Annotated in this window: 15 protein-coding genes and 1 pseudogene; 8 read left to right on the plus strand and 8 right to left on the minus strand. The window is 55.9% G+C overall.

Features of this window, described 5'->3' with window-relative positions:
* The first annotated feature begins 7 nt into the window (after positions 1-7).
* The 3 genes from NR164_RS16760 to NR164_RS16770 all read left to right on the plus strand — a co-directional run bounded on the left by NR164_RS16760 (position 8) and on the right by NR164_RS16770 (position 3,049).
* The gene (locus tag NR164_RS16760) at positions 8-751 is read left to right on the plus strand and encodes an SDR family NAD(P)-dependent oxidoreductase (RefSeq protein WP_256823010.1); all 744 of its coding nucleotides are present in this window, start codon (positions 8-10) and stop codon (positions 749-751) included.
* Positions 752-888: 137 nt separating this feature from the next.
* Positions 889-1,863 carry a VOC family protein gene (locus NR164_RS16765; RefSeq protein WP_014336550.1) on the plus strand — a complete coding sequence of 325 codons (975 nt, stop codon included), beginning with the start codon at positions 889-891 and terminating at the stop codon, positions 1,861-1,863.
* Positions 1,864-1,888: 25 nt separating this feature from the next.
* Entirely contained in the window at positions 1,889-3,049 is a 1,161-nt protein-coding gene (locus NR164_RS16770; RefSeq protein WP_041476247.1) for a S9 family peptidase, read from the plus strand.
* 159 nt (positions 3,050-3,208) lie between these two features.
* On the opposite strand, the gene NR164_RS16775 is transcribed toward NR164_RS16770, so the two are convergent.
* From NR164_RS16775 to NR164_RS16800, 6 genes are all read right to left on the minus strand, one after another.
* Complete coding sequence (locus NR164_RS16775; protein ID WP_148272441.1) at positions 3,209-3,418, minus strand: hypothetical protein; 210 nt, start codon at positions 3,416-3,418, stop codon at positions 3,209-3,211.
* On the minus strand, positions 3,387-3,704 hold the full coding sequence (locus tag NR164_RS16780) for a hypothetical protein (protein ID WP_041475723.1): 318 nt from the start codon (positions 3,702-3,704) through the stop codon (positions 3,387-3,389). Before NR164_RS16780 ends, NR164_RS16775 begins: the two co-directional genes overlap by 32 nt.
* Positions 3,701-4,681, minus strand: coding sequence for an integrase domain-containing protein (locus NR164_RS16785; RefSeq protein ID WP_041476248.1), 981 nt, complete (start codon positions 4,679-4,681; stop codon positions 3,701-3,703). Before NR164_RS16785 ends, NR164_RS16780 begins: the two co-directional genes overlap by 4 nt.
* The gene (locus tag NR164_RS16790) at positions 4,659-5,018 is read right to left on the minus strand and encodes a hypothetical protein (RefSeq protein WP_041475724.1); all 360 of its coding nucleotides are present in this window, start codon (positions 5,016-5,018) and stop codon (positions 4,659-4,661) included. The genes NR164_RS16785 and NR164_RS16790 overlap by 23 nt, the downstream gene beginning before the upstream one ends.
* The gene (locus NR164_RS16795; RefSeq protein ID WP_014336553.1) at positions 5,002-6,402 is read right to left on the minus strand and encodes a YfjI family protein; all 1,401 of its coding nucleotides are present in this window, start codon (positions 6,400-6,402) and stop codon (positions 5,002-5,004) included. Before NR164_RS16795 ends, NR164_RS16790 begins: the two co-directional genes overlap by 17 nt.
* Positions 6,403-7,413: 1,011 nt before the next feature.
* Positions 7,414-8,670, minus strand: coding sequence for an integrase domain-containing protein (locus NR164_RS16800; RefSeq protein ID WP_014336554.1), 1,257 nt, complete (start codon positions 8,668-8,670; stop codon positions 7,414-7,416).
* A gap of 1,536 nt (positions 8,671-10,206) precedes the next feature.
* Here NR164_RS16800 and NR164_RS16805 point away from each other — a divergent pair.
* The 5 genes from NR164_RS16805 to NR164_RS16825 all read left to right on the plus strand — a co-directional run bounded on the left by NR164_RS16805 (position 10,207) and on the right by NR164_RS16825 (position 14,345).
* Entirely contained in the window at positions 10,207-10,578 is a 372-nt protein-coding gene (locus NR164_RS16805) for a hypothetical protein (protein WP_256823012.1), read from the plus strand.
* Entirely contained in the window at positions 10,571-11,251 is a 681-nt protein-coding gene (locus NR164_RS16810) for a hypothetical protein (protein WP_212623016.1), read from the plus strand. The genes NR164_RS16805 and NR164_RS16810 overlap by 8 nt, the downstream gene beginning before the upstream one ends.
* A gap of 62 nt (positions 11,252-11,313) precedes the next feature.
* Complete coding sequence (locus NR164_RS16815; protein WP_249122287.1) at positions 11,314-12,120, plus strand: radical SAM protein; 807 nt, start codon at positions 11,314-11,316, stop codon at positions 12,118-12,120.
* On the plus strand, positions 12,117-12,407 hold the full coding sequence (locus tag NR164_RS16820) for a hypothetical protein (RefSeq protein WP_212623014.1): 291 nt from the start codon (positions 12,117-12,119) through the stop codon (positions 12,405-12,407). Before NR164_RS16815 ends, NR164_RS16820 begins: the two co-directional genes overlap by 4 nt.
* Before the next feature lie 24 nt (positions 12,408-12,431).
* Positions 12,432-14,345, plus strand: coding sequence for a caspase family protein (locus tag NR164_RS16825; protein WP_212623013.1), 1,914 nt, complete (start codon positions 12,432-12,434; stop codon positions 14,343-14,345).
* A 170-nt stretch (positions 14,346-14,515) separates the two neighbouring features.
* Here the strand turns inward: NR164_RS16825 and NR164_RS16830 are convergent.
* Together NR164_RS16830 and NR164_RS16835 are read right to left on the minus strand one after the other, a co-directional pair.
* Positions 14,516-14,635, minus strand: a pseudogene (locus tag NR164_RS16830) (IS5/IS1182 family transposase); the annotation flags it as partial.
* A 425-nt stretch (positions 14,636-15,060) separates the two neighbouring features.
* Positions 15,061-15,648, minus strand: a complete 588-nt coding sequence (locus NR164_RS16835) for a hypothetical protein (RefSeq protein WP_212623012.1) — start codon at positions 15,646-15,648, stop codon at positions 15,061-15,063.
* Positions 15,649-15,694: the final 46 nt, after the last annotated feature.

Consider the following 15,694-nt stretch of genomic DNA (forward strand, 5'->3'; position numbering starts at 1 on the left):
AAACACCATGGCTGAACACAACGATCAACCGGTCGCCCTGATTACCGGTGCCGCGGGTGGCTTGGGCCATGCCTTCGCCGTACGCCTGGCCAGGGAAGGGATGCGCATCGCCGTGGTCGACTGCGTCGATGCCTACCACGTGGTACGTGCCGTCGAGCAACAGGGCGGGGTGGCGCAGGCCTTTCGCTGCGACCTGCGCGAGCCCGAGCAGATCGCCTACCTGCAGGGCCAGGTATTGGAGCGCTTCGGCCGTTGCGACGTGCTGGTCAACAACGCTGCCTACATCCCGCTTAAGAACCTGGCAGACACCAGCTTCCTGGACTGGAGTGACTGCCTGGCGGTGACCCTGGACGCGCCGTTCCTGCTCAGCCAGGCCTTTGCGCCCGCCATGCGCGAGCGCGGATGGGGGCGCATCATCAACCTGGCATCGAGCAACACCGGGCGCCCGCAAAAGGGCTTTCTGGCCTACATCGCTGCCAAAAGCGGGATCATCGGATTAACCCGCGGGCTGGCGGTGGAGCTGGGCGAATACGGCATCACCGTCAACGCCATTTCACCGGGGCTCATCCGTCACCCTGGCAGCGCCGCTGCCTTGCCCGCGCAGTTGTTCGAGACAGTGCGTGACAGCCAGTTGATCAAGCGCACCGGCGAGCCCGAGGACCTGTGCGGGGTGCTGGCGTTCCTGGCATCCAACGCCTCGAGCTACATGACCGGCCAGGTATTCAACGTGGATGGTGGTTTCCTTTTCTAGCTATCCACAGGATGGATAGATCCCATGCCGACAAACGATTGGTCGGCAAGGGCCGAGCTTCCTTACTCTGGCAGGGCAACCCCGCTATAAAAGGACAACAACAATGCAGTGCAACTTTATTTTTCAGGAGACCTGAGATGGCGATCATCGGCATCGACACCTTGTTGTACGGCGTCGAGGACCTGGCCACGGCCTCGCGGTTCTTCGACGATTTCGGGCTGGTGCGCCTGAGCTCCAACGATCAGGAAACCCTTTACCGCCTGGATGAAGGCTCGACCATCATCGTGCGCGGCATCGAGCACGCCTCCATCCCGGTCTCGCGCTACGAAGGCTTTGGCGTGAAGGAAACCATCTGGGGCGTGGACAACGCCGAGAGCCTGGCGCGGCTGGTGGCGGACCTTTCCACGGATCGCGACGTGCGCCTGGGCGACGACGGCGCCTGGCACTTTCACAGCGACTGCGGTCAGGCCCTGGGCTTGCGCGTGTTCACCCGCAAGAAGGTGACTTACGCACCCGATCCGATCAACGCCGCAGGTAACGTTAACCGCCTCAACCAACACCGCAAGTGGCGCACCCGCGCTCGACCGAAAACCATCAACCACGTGGTGTTTGCCGTGGATGATTACTGGCTGAGTTTCGCGTTCTTTCGCGACCGCCTGAACTTCCGCCTCTCTGACCACCAGAAGGGTGTGGGCACCTACCTGCGCGCCGATGGCGCCAACGAGCACCACAACACCTTTTTGCTCAACAACCAGGCACCGGGGGCGGGTGGAGTGCAGCGCTTCCATCACACCTGTTTTGGCGTCGAGGACTTCGACGAGGTGATGGTGGGCTCCAACTACATGACCAAGTGCGGCTGGCAGCACGGTTTTCTTGGCACCGGCCGGCACCGCATCGCCTCGGCAATCTTCTGCTATTTCAACTCGCCCACTGGCGGCGAAGCCGAGTACGGCGCCGACACCGACTACCTGGACGACAACTGGGTGCCGCGCGAGTGGGAGTTCCGCTTCGGCACGGCTCAGTGGATGGGTAGCCCGCCGCCGTTTATGCAGGACGACATCCCGTGGGACGTTACCTTTTACCAGGGCGAACATCCGGCTATGCGCCGCTGAACTTGATAAGGATTGATTGATGAGCATGTTCCAGTATTTTGAAACCAACTACGTGTGGAGCCTGGCGGTGGCAGCGGCCATCGAGATGGGCGGCAAGATCGGAGAGATCGAGACCATGTGCCGGCCGTTGCTGGAAGTGGCCCGCCAGGGTGACGACGAAGGCACCCAGGCGTTCTTGGCCGCATGGGAGGCGGGCGGCGATAACCTGGTGGCCCTGGCCGAAGAAGACAAGGCCTGCGGCCGATTGCTCAGCGCTGGCGACAAGCTCAATCGCGCCGCGGTGTACTTCATCACCGCCGAGCGCATGCAGGCCCACGGTTATGCGCCGCGCAAGGCACTGTATGCCAAGTTTCTGCGAACCTTTGCCGAGGGCGTGAAGCTGTCGGGCGAAAACACCCAACGCTTCGAGATCCCGTACGCCGGTGCCCACATCGCAGGGCTCTTCACTCCGGCAGAAGGCGTGACCGGTGCGGCGCCGTGCGTGGTGATCGTCAACGGCCTGGACAGTACTAAGGAGATGGTCCATCGCGCGGGACTGTTCCCCCAGCTGCTGGCCAAGCGCGGCATCGCCAGCCTGTTCATCGACCAGCCTGGCACCGGTGAAGCTCTGCGCCTGCACGGCATGACTGCCGTGGCGAACACCGAGCAGTGGGCCAGCCCGCTTATGGACTACCTGCAAACCTGCGCGCAAATCGACCCGCAGCGTATCGGCTTGCTGGGCGTGTCCCTGGGCGGTTACTACTGCCCGCGCGCTGTGGCCTTCGAACCGCGCTTCGCTCTGGGCGTGGTGTGGGGCGCCAACCACAACTGGGGCGAAATGCAAAAACGCCGCCTGGACCGCGAAGGCGAACGGCCGGTGCCGCATTACTGGGAGCACGTGCGCTGGGTATGGGGTGCGAGCGACATAGACGAGTTCATGGCCCTCGCCGAGCAGGTACACCTCAACGGCGTAATGGAGCGCATCAAGGTACCGTTTCTGGTGACCCATGGCGAGGCCGACCGGCAGATCCCGCTAGAGTACGCGCACCAGTCCTTCGACCAGCTTACCCAAAGCCCTGATCGCGAGTTGAAGATCTTTACCCCACGCGAGGGCGGCATCCACCACAGCAGCCTGGACAACACCGCGAACGCCGGTGCGTGGATTGCGGATTGGGTCGCGGAACGATTGGGTGGCACTGTAAGGTAAAGTCCGCAGGGATGGATCCAGACGAAGGCCTGGATCCAATGAGTCGGAGTTTTGATCTGGCAAGCGGGGTGGGGGGCGAAATTATTGGTGGATTGGTGGCTAAAAAATGTCTAGTACTGTGGTCTGCTGGGAGCGAGGCGCAATGGTCTTTCTCTATTGTTACGGAGGCGCGATCTGCGCCGGTACAGCCAGTTCAAGTTCCCAAGCTTGAGTTTGCTCCAGGGAAAGCTTGAGCCGTGCAAGCAGCAAATCAACTTCCGATTCGCTGATGATCAGCGGCGTGCAAAGTGCGACGGTGTCACCGATTCCACGAACGATTGAACCATTGGCTTCTGCCCTAACGGTGAAGTATTTGCCGAGTCGACTCACGGTCTGAGCGACCGATCAGCAATTGCCGGTCGTTCCCTAATCGTTTCCAGACCAATAGAGCGGTAAGCCGATAGTAATACCCGGTGGCGTCGGAATGCTCTTTCAGGTACTGAGTGAGAAACCAACGCACATGCTTGACCTGCCAGGTCCAGGGATTATCGCGTTGCCATCGTTGTTGAATGGCCGCTTGCATGAGTCGGGCTTGCCGTAGGTGGCGTTGCTGCGTGACCTTCGAGCCGCTCAGTACTCCGGTCAGGAACAGTGCCATATCGAAGGGCTTGGTCACACTCGGCCTCCAATGTAGGCCGAAACCACATCAATCCGGTTATGCCCGAGCTCAAGGCTGATCTGCTGACGTGCCTGCCGATCCAGTTCACGGTCGATACGATAGCAGTGACCACCATTGACTGGTGCGGCGTGGCCCGTGAGCTGCTCGTAACGCTCGCAGGCGTAGGCCGCACGCAATTCATGAAAGCCCTTCAGTCCGTGTTCATGCAGAGTTTCGCGGGCGGGGAGCACGGTCTGTTGCAGGAACGCGGCGTAGCTTTCGTCTCGGGCCAGCAAGTTGCGGCTACGGGGCGGCGAGGCATGACGAGCCAACTGCAGCGCCGCCTTCACCGCTTCATTTGCCACAACCCACCGCTGTGCTGAAGCCCCTGAGCGACCGCCTTTGGTACCGTCCTGGATATTGATGCGGCCCAAATGCTCGGCTTCACGGTGCAAGCGTGGCAGGTCAGCCAGGATCGCTTCGCGCAGGCGCATACCGGTTGTTCGGGCCAACATGACAATCGCGGCCACGCGGTCGTGTTGCTCTTCGCCAAGCGCCTCAACCAATCGCTGAACCAGTTGGAGGTCTTGGCCATCCGGCGCGCGGGTGCGTACCGTGGAGCGCTGCTGTCCCAACGCCTGACTCGGGCTGGCGATCCTCACGTCCTGATCACCGCGCAGCGCAGCGAGGGTTCGGTTAACGCTGCTCAGGCGGTTCTGCGCGGTGGCGATGCAGAGTTCACCTTGCTTTATCTGATGACGCAGGTAATCGGCGTAGTCCTGCAGCGTCTGTCGGTCGATCTGGCGCGCATCGTTGTAACCGGGGCCGTCCTCTGACCGACACCAACGCACGAACGCTTGCCAGCGATCGCTATGCGCTTTGACCGTGGCGAAGTGGCCGCCGGCAAACAGATCCTTTAGCGCTTGTGGGCCGGCGTAGCTCAGCTGGCGGCCATAGCCAAAGTTGCGACCATCACGCCGACCAACCAAGGCCATCATCATCACCGTTTTCGTTTTCTTGCAGAAAGCGCAGCAGGGCTTTCCAGTGGCGGCTGAGTCTGTCTACCTGTTGCCAGTGTGTTGGGCGGATCAGGAGGGTGTTCTCGTGGTGTTGCAGCATTGCCCCTTCTTCACGTAGTTGCTCAATCAGCAGGACGAGGTAGGCAGGATCAAGTGGTGGTGTGGCGACAGCGGCGACAGTGGCGACAACCCGCGTCGTTTCTGGCCTGGGGCGCGGCGACAGGGTGGCGACAGAGGTGGCGACACGCCGCGATTCTGGCTGCGGTTGATGTTGCGCTTGGTAGCGGCGCACCGCGTCATTGAGGCGGAACATGGCGTACCTCGAAGGTTCTTCCATCGCGACTGCTCAGCCAGCGATGAGTGATCAGTACGACCAATAAAGAGGCGGTATGGTCAGCGCTCTTGCGGGCAAAACGAGGGCCGTTGCGATTGACGTCTCGGATGCTGAAGTGGGTCCAGCCTTTCTGTACCAACCAGCGCAGCAGCCGATCCGCCTCTTCGTATCGGCTATTGACTGGCTCCTGTTCGGTCAGGCGCTGAATCTCGGCCAGGTAGTAATCCATCAACGTGGAGGCGCGCTGGATGTGTGCTTCATCCAACTGATTGACCTCTTCAACCATGGCCAGTACGCCCGCGATACGCAGTACGTTTGCCGCCGCCTTGCTCGCGACAGGCTGGACGCCGGCCAGCTCGCCGAACTCGCCAGACTGGCACTCGATGGTGTCGTGAATATCAATCCAGGCCCGGCGGGCACGGGCGGTCAGCTCGAGCGTGGCAGGATTGAGTGAGCCATCCTTGTGGAGTGACCAGGGCTTTTGCAGCAGGGCGGTGATTCGCTGTTGGTAGCGCTGGACTTTGGCATCTCGGGTCAGGTCGATTGCCTTGTAGAGACGCTGGCCGGCCAGGCGCTCGGGCCAACTGATCAGGCAACGGCCAAGGATGCCTTGGCCATTGATCACCGGGTCTTTGAACAGCTGGTTGGCGAGGTAGGGTTGCAGCATCAGATGCAGGCTGAGGCGGCGGTCATAGGCACGCAGGCTTTCCCCAGCCATGGAGCGCGCCCGGTCGATGGGACTGCCATCCCACAGTGTCGACAAGGTGGTGATTGCCTTGAGCAGATTCTCTTTGCTCATGGTGCTGCTGCCCAAGAACTGGCCACCTTCATCATTGAACAAGCCCATGCTGGGCAAACCATGGCACAGACTTTTGACCAGGGCCTCGATAGTGGGCTCGGCAATGATCAGTCTCGGCGGTACCGGCTCGGATACTTCGCCGCCTTCCGCCTCCGAGGGTTTCTTTGAGGTTTTGGGTTTGGCCATGATGGTGGTAGCGGCGCGATAGGTTTTGAGCTTTTCCGCATACAGGGCCCACTGCTGCCGTTCCCAGTCGCGCGCCGCCTTCAGTGCCAGATGGTCCACCGCGCTTTTGCGATCACCCGAGGACGCCACCGTCAGTAGGTAGAGGGACAGCGGATAGGTTCGGCCGTCGAGTTGGACATTGGCATGACCCTGGCTCACTAGGGCCGCGCTGGCCAGCACCGATTGTGCAGCCATGGCGCAGGGCACGCCGATCACCTCGGCCAGTCGTTCGACCGCAGGGCCCAACAGATCCCCGAGTGCTTCGACCGGGTAGGGCAGTGGCGCCTGCTGATATTCCAGCAATGGTTGTGGTGGCTCGAACGCTTCGCACAGTTGCATCCCAACTCTCCTGAAATTATCGACTTCGTCCTCACTCATCCCGCCACGGTTGTTGAGTGTTATCAGGGATCAAGGCCCCTGCGACCTGTGAGGTTGTCCACTCACGCGGGACTGACGGCTCCTTACGACCGGGAGCTTGGGCATCTCATGATCCGGCCTCCTGAACACCTCCGAAGAAGTGGGCGGGTGGAGGCTGCACTGGCTGACGAGACCAATGCCGCGAGATCCTGAGTCAGGTGAAGGCAGCGAGGTGATGACCGGGGCATGCCTGACTGTCAGTCAGGTGCAGTCCATTTCATGGGCTGCGGCACCATCATCGGCATCGCTGTGGTGAGTGAGCATTCGGTGTTTGTCACGCCGATTGTCACGAGGGGGAAAGCCGCAAAGCCCCATGCGAGCGGGGCTGCAGCAATGTGAGATGCGCCCGTCTCTTTAGGGGGCAAAGAGACGGGCAAAAGGTTGGCGCAAGAAATAGCCAAGCGGATAATTTGCTGCAGAGCAGCCAAGAGGGGGCATGAGTTGCCGCAGTGGGCATTCTGGAAGAAGTGGCATCCATCACATCGCTGTGACCGTGCGAGCCGCCGGACGCTAATCGCACTTAGGGAGAACCACCACGGTGTGGCGTAGCCTCAAAGGTTCTGGCTACCTGGGTGCTGTCGAGGACAGCGCTTGTAAGGCTCTGGTGTAACGCTCGCTCTGCTCGCGGTCAACCGTATTTTGGGGACCACTGTTGCGCCAATCGGTAGCGCTGGAAGACCTTGGAGGCCGGTGGTTTTCCGTGGCCGGGTGGTCGTTCGTCGGTTTTTAATGTGAGCCCATGCGAGTGGGAATGCGGAGCCTTCCCGCTCGCGTGGGCTTGGCCGAGAAAGCCCCATGAGCGAGACTTTTAACGGCGACAGTCGCCACTTCTGTCGCCTTGCTGCAGACAAGGTATTACGCGGGTTGTCGCCAAATCAAGCACCACTCCATCTGGGGAGTCATTCTCGGTTACTGGCGGCGTCCGGTGAGCGCTCACCGTATCGGCGCGACGTTGTGGTCCCTGGTTTGATTGATCGCAGATGCCGACAGGTTGCCAGTGGCCGCTTTCTGGATGTGCTCACTCCACCAAACCATCATCGGACGCCGGCGCTCGATGTAGTCCGCTCGGTTGTAAGCGCTTCGGACTTCGTCCTTGTCGATATGCGCCAGCGCGACTTCGATCAGCTCCGGATCCCACCCATGCTCGTTCAGGATGGTGCTGGCCATGGAGCGCATGCCGTGGCTGACCAAGCGGTCCTGAAAGCCCATGCGTTTCAATGCCATGTTGGCGGTCTGGCTATTAGCGTGGGTACGCGGGTTTCTATCTGCCGGGAACACGTATTCTCTGTGGCCGCTATGGGGCTTGAGTGTCTCCAGTAACGCGAGTGCCTGTTCAGTCAGCGGGATGGTATGCGGGCGACGCTTTTTCATGCGCTCCGGTGGGATGGTCCAAATGCGTTTGTCGAAATCGATGTCTGCCCACCGAGTGGTGGCTGCCTCGACAGGACGGGTCATCGTGTGCAACTGCCATTCGATCAGACAGCGCGTGACTCGCTTGATGCTGGCATTCGCGATTTCCATCATGAGCTCCGGAAGCTCGTCAGGTCGTAGCGCGGCCATGTTCTCTTTCCTGGGTTTCTTGAACACCGCCCGAATGCCACTGAGGGGGTTCGCAAAGATCAGTCCTGAATTGACCCCGTAGGTCATGATCTCGTTGAGTCGTTGGCTCAGCCGCTTCACTGTTTCGAGGCTGCCTTTGGCCTCAATCGGGCGAAGGAGCTTGATCACCATAGGAGCACTAACTTCAGAAAGCGGCGTCGATTTCATGCTCGGAAAAACATGCAACGTGAGTGAACGCCAAATGTCCTCGGCATACGCTGGCGTCACTGAGTCTTTCTTCAGTTCGAACCAGGCGGTGGCTATCTTCTCGAAGGTGTGTTCGGTCTCGGCCAATCTGGCTTGCCTTTGCTCATCGCGCTGGGCTTTGGGATCAATGCCTTGAGCAAGTAGCTCTCGCGCCTCGACTGCTTTCTTCCGAGCATTCGCTAATGAGAGGTCGGGGTATGGACCGAGCGCCATATTAAGACGGCTTCTGGTCAACGGCTCGCGATAATTGAAATTCCACATCATCGAGCCGCTGGCGCGTACTCGAAGCTGCAGGCCGTCGCCGTCGCTGAGGACGAAGTCTTTACCAGTTGCCTTGACTGCCTTGAGCTGGCGATCGGAGAGGCGGGTTGCGTTAGTAGGCATGGGGGCTACCTCCAGCACCGTTTTGGTATCCTGAAAGTAGCACTTGGCAGCCCGGGATACCACCTGGGATACCAAAGCGCCTGGAACTCAGGAATCCTCAAAAGTCCCCAGAAGCTCTGGAAGCCGCGTATTTACTGGATTCAAGGCACAAAAAAAGACGTCCGTGGACGTCTTTAGATGATGAAGTGGTGGAGCCGGGGGGATTTAAAATCTATGCATAACCTATTGTTTTTTATTAATTTAGTTACAAGTTTATTATTAGGTGCCCCCATAAGTGCCCCCGTGCACATATTTCCGATGAGCGGCTATTTGAGGAGTTGAACTGGCGTCCTGAATTCTCGTTTTGCGACTGGGCGAGGCCAATCAACCACAGGGGAGCATTCAATAGAATCGTTCGTGTACAGCATAACCTTGGTTGCCTGGCCAGGAGGGTTTGATGTCCAGCTCAGACCGGGTGCTGGGTAGATGTCAGGTCACGCGGTTGGGTTTTTTCCGCGGTAGCGCACCATGGGCTCATCTAGGACGATTTGAGCTGAGGTGCTGTATGAGACACTCGATGGTTACCTGCCACAACTGTGGCAAAGCGATGGTTCCGAGGGCGTCATATAGCCGTGGTTTCTGGGGGTATTCGCCTTCGTCCAATCATTGCCCCTTTTGCCTGAGTGAGAACTGGCACGGCGGAAACCCAGGGTTAGGGGCTCGGCTGTTCGCTTTGGTTGGCCTGGCTCTTGGTGTTCTGGCCTGCGTGTTGGTGGGAGCTCTTTTGTTCAAGGTGCAGTGGTGGCTTGGTGTCGAAGGACAGTGGCCTCTATTGACGCTGGGCACATGTGCTGTGTCGGTTAGCTCGGGTTACCATTTTTACAACTGGTTTGTAGATTGCTGACAACCAGTGATAATGCTGTGGAAGGCGGTAATCGGCCAAAAGTGGCTGTTGCAGAGATCTCCAGGTTGTTCTCCCATTCTTAGTAGCTAGCTCCTTGGCGTCATCCGCTGTCACGGGGCAGGCTTATCGCAACTTTCAGTTGCTGTCAGCGGCGTCATAGCACGCTGTGGCACATCAGCCCGCAAGCCTGTGAGGCTCGGTTGAGTGCTTAAAGCCGTGTCCACTCGCTGGGCAAGATCAATCAAGGTTACGTTCGTTCCTAGGGCTACATAGCAGCCTTAAGGCGACACTGAATCTCGCTGCTCGGATACGATTCGAAAGCGACAGCAAGCGGGCGCGGCCCCTCAGCAAGCCAGACAGCTGCCAAGCATGTCGTGGGAGGAGCGACGACGGGACGATTCACAGAAAAACACTCTCGCACTGTGCTCGAATAACCACAAAGCGGCCATCGGGTGATGTCTGCCGACGGTCAGGTGCGTAGTGGGTGCTATGAGTCAGATGGTGAAGGTGAAAAAGCGGTGGATCGCTTTCTCTCAGATATCTAAACTGGAAGGCTACGCTGTGTCGTGGACAGCGAGCCTTACACATTAGTCGTGTGTGAATAAGCTATCCGTGACAAACCAGTACAAAGACAGCCGAAAGAGGTTCAGCACATGAATTCAGCCCCCGACTCCTCTATGAGTCTTAGGAAAAAGCTACTGTCCCAATGGTCACAGCTGGGGGGGCAGAACGTTAGTGAAAAAGAATCATTAACGTTGACTCACTCTCAGGAGCAGCTATTGCTGGACTGGTATAACGCGGCTCTGCGCAAGCACGGCTTTCAGCCAGCAGAGCAGCCCACTCCTACGTTAATTCAGCTGGCTGCTTGGAGTGTGTTCGGTACCGCTGAGCTGGATACTGCCTCGCGTGAAGCGCGTGCTCTTGAATATCAGCGGACGGCCAATGAGTTTTCTGTCGATCCTTCGATCTTGTCCTCGCTGATCTGCACTGCCTATCGCCTAGAGGCAGAGGAAGGTCATGCCTAAGCCAAGCATCATTGCATTTGAAGGCATCGACGGTAGTGGCAAAGAGACGCAGTGCAAGCTCTTAGCAGAGCACTTGAGGGCGCACGGCAAGCGCGTTTGGATCGCTGATTATCCTCGGTATGATCAATTTTTCGGCCGAGAGATTGGCAAGCTTCTATCCGGGCAGGACCTAGGACGCTCTGCCAGCACCTTAGATCCCAAGTCTATGGCGCTTTGGTACGCACTTGATCGACGCAGCGACTATGATCGGACCTCCGAGCAGTGGTTGGCTTCTGACTATGTGTTACTCAATCGTTCCACACTCTCTAGTATGGTTTACCAGTCGCTGCGGGCTGCGGATCCAGAGCACATGCTCAACTGGATCGAGCAACTAGAATTTGAGGAGCTGGGCATCCCGCGACCTGATTTGTTTCTTGTGTTTGACGTTTCCCCCAAATCGTCGGCCTCGAACATGCAGAAGAAAGGTGTGCGCGAATACACCGCCAGCGAGCTTGATGTATACGAAGGCGATCCAGACCTTCAAGTGCGTTCTTGGAGGCTCTACCATGAGTTGTGTAGGGATAGAGCAGACGCGGCACTGGTGCAATGCGAGGGCGAGCAGGGTCAATTGCTTGAAAAAACAGTCATTCTAAATTCGGTGCGCGAGATACTAATCAAGAGATCATTGCTTTGATCTACGATTCAGAGCGTAACGTTTTTTACCCTGGCGACTCGGATTGCGTCCTACCTCATGTTATGTGGCACATAACAGATGTGTGTCCGCTAAGCTGCCCGTACTGCTTTTCGCCAAAAACAGAGCAAACCGTGCTCCCTGAGGCGATAGATCGTATCTTGACTATTTTTGAACAACTGGGAGTTCAAAAAATTGATATCGGCGGTGGTGAGCCTTTGGTTTATCAACATTTGCCGATGCTCATCGAAAAAATCCGGGCACAAGGGATATGTTGTACCCTCACTACCAGCGGTGTGGGGCGAAGAGACAACCTTGAGTTCCTTCCCTCGTTAGCCCCGCATCTCACAAGGTTAATCATGAGTCTGGATGCATATGGTGGAGCTCATGACCGGTTAAGGGGGAATATCAACGCCTGGAAAAATGTCAATGATATTGTGCGGCAACTTGATGAGACAACACGTCGGCAAAAACTGCGTATAAACACAGTGGCAACCAGTTCCTTCGAGTTTGAGTCGACTTTTGAGCAGTTAGCAAAATGGGTTGATCAGTCTGGTGTCCGAGAGTGGTGCTTGATTCAACCTCACCCAGCCAATCAGAAAGAAACCTACAAAGACTACCACCTCAGTGAGCGCCAATTCGAGGCCGTGGTTCAGCGTGCCAGGCAGCTTTTAGAATCAGAGGTCGCGCTGATTGTGCGCAAGTCTAGCCTCTACAGTGATTACTGGGTTTTACATCCTTCGGGGCTTCTACAAAAGCACACCACTGGCGCGGTCGATGGTGTTGGGATAGATGTAGCACTAAATGATATTGAAGACATCACGGCCGTAATCTTATCGTCTGGCGCAAGTGCGCCATTGGAGGAAAAATGAAAATAGTTGTAAAGCCCGATGCGGTCACTCCTGTGAGCAGTGCATTGTTGGACGAAATTTCGGCAAGCATTGCTCAGCGCGGTTGGGGCGAGGTCAAAAGCGAGTCCAACAGCGTTGCGAATAGTAAAGGTGATTTGGTGTCAAGTATCATCATTGGGCTGGCGCTAAATGTCACCTCCAATGCCGTATACGATCTAATCAAAATGTTGATCAGCAATGCGAAACAGGCTGCTGAAGCTCGCGGTCAGACACTGCCTGAGATCACGACTGAGGAGCATGAGGAGTAATTGCTATTTGGCGAGGAGCGTTTCGTGAGTTTTCCTACGCGGATCATTTTTATCGGGTTTGGTGTCTCAAATTACCGATCCAGGGCGCCTTTATCTGGTCCCATTAAAGACCCTTTTTTGCTCTATGAAGCGCTTCGTCTTGCCGCAGCGTCTACTTTTCTTGAAGAACGCAGCATTGTGGTGCTTGACCCGACCGGCGCGCAGTTTATCGCTACCATTGAGTCCGCGATGGGAAGTTGCCTACCCAATGATTTACTTATTTTGTATTTCAGTGGGCATGCTGAGATAAAGTTGGGTCAACTTGAACTACTCTTGATCGATGACCCTGCATTTCAAGGGCGATGCTCAATCGATCGACTGCTTGATACTCATCGTTTGGCCAATCGTCCAAAAATTTTGTTACTACTTGATTGCTGCTATTCCGCCACTGCAGCAACAGCTATATTCAAAAACTCGTCTGCCGGGTGGCTGATTAATGTGGAACTGTTGACTCCCACGGCGGCCTATGAATTGGCAGAGGATGCAGAGGATGGCAGTCCTTTTGCCCATGCACTACGGCAAGCTCTTGGTACCTTAGTTAACCAAAACGAGCCGGTGACGGTTAATCGGTTGGTACAAAATGTAAATCGACTAACAACCGGCAGCACTGAGTTGCAGCATCATAGAGTAGATGGCGTCTTAGACTTGAACATTGCAAAAGCTCAAGTTCAAGACGATGACTTTGTTAGACTGATCGAAACCACATATCAGCGTATCGTAACGGGACGGCAGTCAGAACGAGAGACGCTATGGTTTGCATTGAGCGATGAGCCAGAAAAACTCACTCTTGAAATTTTTTCCCGCATCGAGCGTGACCGGTACTTGGAGCCCAGTTGGCTAGTGCGTCGTGCAATGGGCAGTTCACTGAGTACTGTAAAATACTTACGGGAGCAGTCCCGGCGGCATGTGATGAACCTAATTAGATCTGGTTTGTGGATGAACGTAGCTGTTGGGTTGAATGCCGCTAAGCGAGTTTTTGAAGCGTCGATAACCATAGAGCATTGTATCGATTTACTTAACTCTGACATGCCCATGGATATAAAATGGCTCGCCGCCTTATATCTAAATGATGTGGATCCTGAATATCGCGTTGATTGGGACTCAGCGTTGTCAGATGGCTTTCGCGATTCAGGTTGGGGACTCTACGAATTAACTCGAGTCCTAAAGCTCACCGTTCCCTCAGAGGTCGTGACACATTCCAGGCAGAATGCCACGCATCAAAGTGATCCAGTCGCCTATCTGCTCTTTATGAGCGAATTAGACCAAGCTCAGGATGAAAAAGTCGGTCTGAACGTGCTCAAAAATTATAGCGGCATAACGAAACTTCCTCTTCTGAAGGCTGCGTGGAAGCTGCACTCTAGTAAACCTCGAGGTACGACCAGTGCGTTCGGATCTCGGAAGTGGTTGCGCTCGAAACTATATGGAGCTTGGCGTCAGGCGATTAGTCTTGATATCGGGCGCGATCTCCTCGGGCATATGAAGTTGTCTGATAGGCATGAATTTTTAGCTGCTATACCCAAGTTGGTGCCCAGCGTCCCTCATCGCATGGCTGTTTTTGAAGGGGGGGGGCCAGGCGTTGGTGATTTGGATCACTTGTGTTGGGCTGCCATTGACCCTCATCCTTGGGTGCGCCGGGCATTTTTAGAATACCTATGCCGTCATGACTTTGAGCAGTGGCAGAGACAGGTCAATGAGCTGAACTGGACGGAAATATTGGACGTCAATCGCGACCAGTATCCAGGTCAAGTTGACCTTTTATTGCAGGTGGCCATAACTTTACGTTATCAACCCCTTACCAGCACAGCAGCGCAAGCGTTGAGAAAGTGTATAGAGGGGCTGCCGGCTAATGAGCAGGAGTTCATAAGCCAAGCGTTAAAGAACGAGGGCGTTGTATTCTAAGAGCTTCCTTTTCTGGCTTTCTAGGGACCCTCTGAAGTGGCCTTGCATTCCTGGCCGACTTCAGCACCCACTGATTTTGAAAGCGGTAAATCGATCAAAAACGATCAGATCACTCGCTGATTTCTATGTTTCTAATCGCCGCGAGCACCTCGCGGCGGCTATTGCCCATATTACGGGCGCACCTCTCCCGTATTCGTAAGTAAATGTCTACGTGTCATCCACAGATTTGACAGCGCGAACAGCGTCACCAGTTGCGCGGTATTCTTAGCCTGACCACGGAAGCGAGCCTTCACATTGTTGCCCAGAATCAAGGCATCCGTCGTCATCTACTGTGCATCCTTTTCATCTCATGTTTTTCTGCGTCTGATATGTCGTCATCTGTCGACCATCTGATGCAAGGCAAGGTGATATCGTGAGCGAGACCTCCCACTTTCGGTAGATTTCCGGCGATAAAACCGTCTGAAATCGAATTCGGGGTGGTAAACAGTCGGTCACCATTTTGGTTCTTACAGCAAAGAGAGCCTTGGTCATGAGTAAATGTCGGCGCTGATTGAAAAACTGACCCAACATAGATTTCTGACTAATCATTCCCGCTCAGAACGCCGGGTAGGAACCGGCCATAAACAATCCTCGATTACTTGCGTAGGTTTGCTGGACTGCAATTTATGCTCTAGCGGGCCGGTATCCCTCTTCTATAGCGATATCTGGCGACTGCTCAACTGATGTTGCGAGGAAAGGACGTTCGTAGATGACGTAGAAGATCGCTCGGTAGCGCTGAAGGTAGCTTCGCGGTGCCTTTGTTGGACAGCTGAATGGCAACGGTTTTGTTAAAGTCCGAGAATTTTACTTGGACTTTTTCCAGCACATGTTTGCGGCCGGCCAGAAGAATATCGGTGGCATCGCGCACATCTTTTACCCCTTTGAGCAAAATTTTCCCTGTCACCCCTTCATCTATTTCGACACCGGAGACTTGGAGCGAGTCGACGGTGACTGTCTGATCTACCGCGTCCTGCAGAGCCGAGACCCATTCGATCAGGTTTACCGAAGGAGGCGTCACTATCAGGTTGAAATTGCAGGCTTCAAGCAAGCGGCTGATCAGTTCCTTGAGACTGCGCGGGTAATTTCTGAGCTCAATGTGGGGAGGCGAATCGAAAAGCGTGAACTCCGTCGTCCGATACCCTATTCGATCAAGTACCTCCTCACTCCCAAAAGGGGTCGATATCACCTCCTGGTAACTGTACTTTTCGATGTAACGCCCCTCGATGAAGTCATCCCTGATTCGCTCGATAGCGAAGCCATCCATGCTCTCCTCCGTGAATGGCATATCGATGAGCTTCTTCCCTACTGAT

It is taken from the genome of Pseudomonas sp. Pse79, from assembly GCF_024519615.1.
Classification (GTDB): Bacteria; Pseudomonadota; Gammaproteobacteria; order Pseudomonadales; family Pseudomonadaceae; genus Aquipseudomonas; species Aquipseudomonas veronii.

Coding starts and splice junctions, on each gene's coding strand:
- NR164_RS16760 (WP_256823010.1), top strand. CDS start 8: ATGGCTGAACACAACGATCAACCGGTCGCCCTGATTACCGGTGCCGCG.
- NR164_RS16765 (WP_014336550.1), top strand. CDS start 889: ATGGCGATCATCGGCATCGACACCTTGTTGTACGGCGTCGAGGACCTG.
- NR164_RS16770 (WP_041476247.1), top strand. CDS start 1,889: ATGTTCCAGTATTTTGAAACCAACTACGTGTGGAGCCTGGCGGTGGCA.
- NR164_RS16785 (WP_041476248.1), bottom strand. CDS start 4,681: ATGGCCTTGGTTGGTCGGCGTGATGGTCGCAACTTTGGCTATGGCCGC.
- NR164_RS16790 (WP_041475724.1), bottom strand. CDS start 5,018: ATGTTCCGCCTCAATGACGCGGTGCGCCGCTACCAAGCGCAACATCAA.
- NR164_RS16795 (WP_014336553.1), bottom strand. CDS start 6,402: ATGCAACTGTGCGAAGCGTTCGAGCCACCACAACCATTGCTGGAATAT.
- NR164_RS16800 (WP_014336554.1), bottom strand. CDS start 8,670: ATGCCTACTAACGCAACCCGCCTCTCCGATCGCCAGCTCAAGGCAGTC.
- NR164_RS16805 (WP_256823012.1), top strand. CDS start 10,207: ATGAATTCAGCCCCCGACTCCTCTATGAGTCTTAGGAAAAAGCTACTG.
- NR164_RS16810 (WP_212623016.1), top strand. CDS start 10,571: ATGCCTAAGCCAAGCATCATTGCATTTGAAGGCATCGACGGTAGTGGC.
- NR164_RS16815 (WP_249122287.1), top strand. CDS start 11,314: ATGTGGCACATAACAGATGTGTGTCCGCTAAGCTGCCCGTACTGCTTT.
- NR164_RS16820 (WP_212623014.1), top strand. CDS start 12,117: ATGAAAATAGTTGTAAAGCCCGATGCGGTCACTCCTGTGAGCAGTGCA.
- NR164_RS16835 (WP_212623012.1), bottom strand. CDS start 15,648: ATGGATGGCTTCGCTATCGAGCGAATCAGGGATGACTTCATCGAGGGG.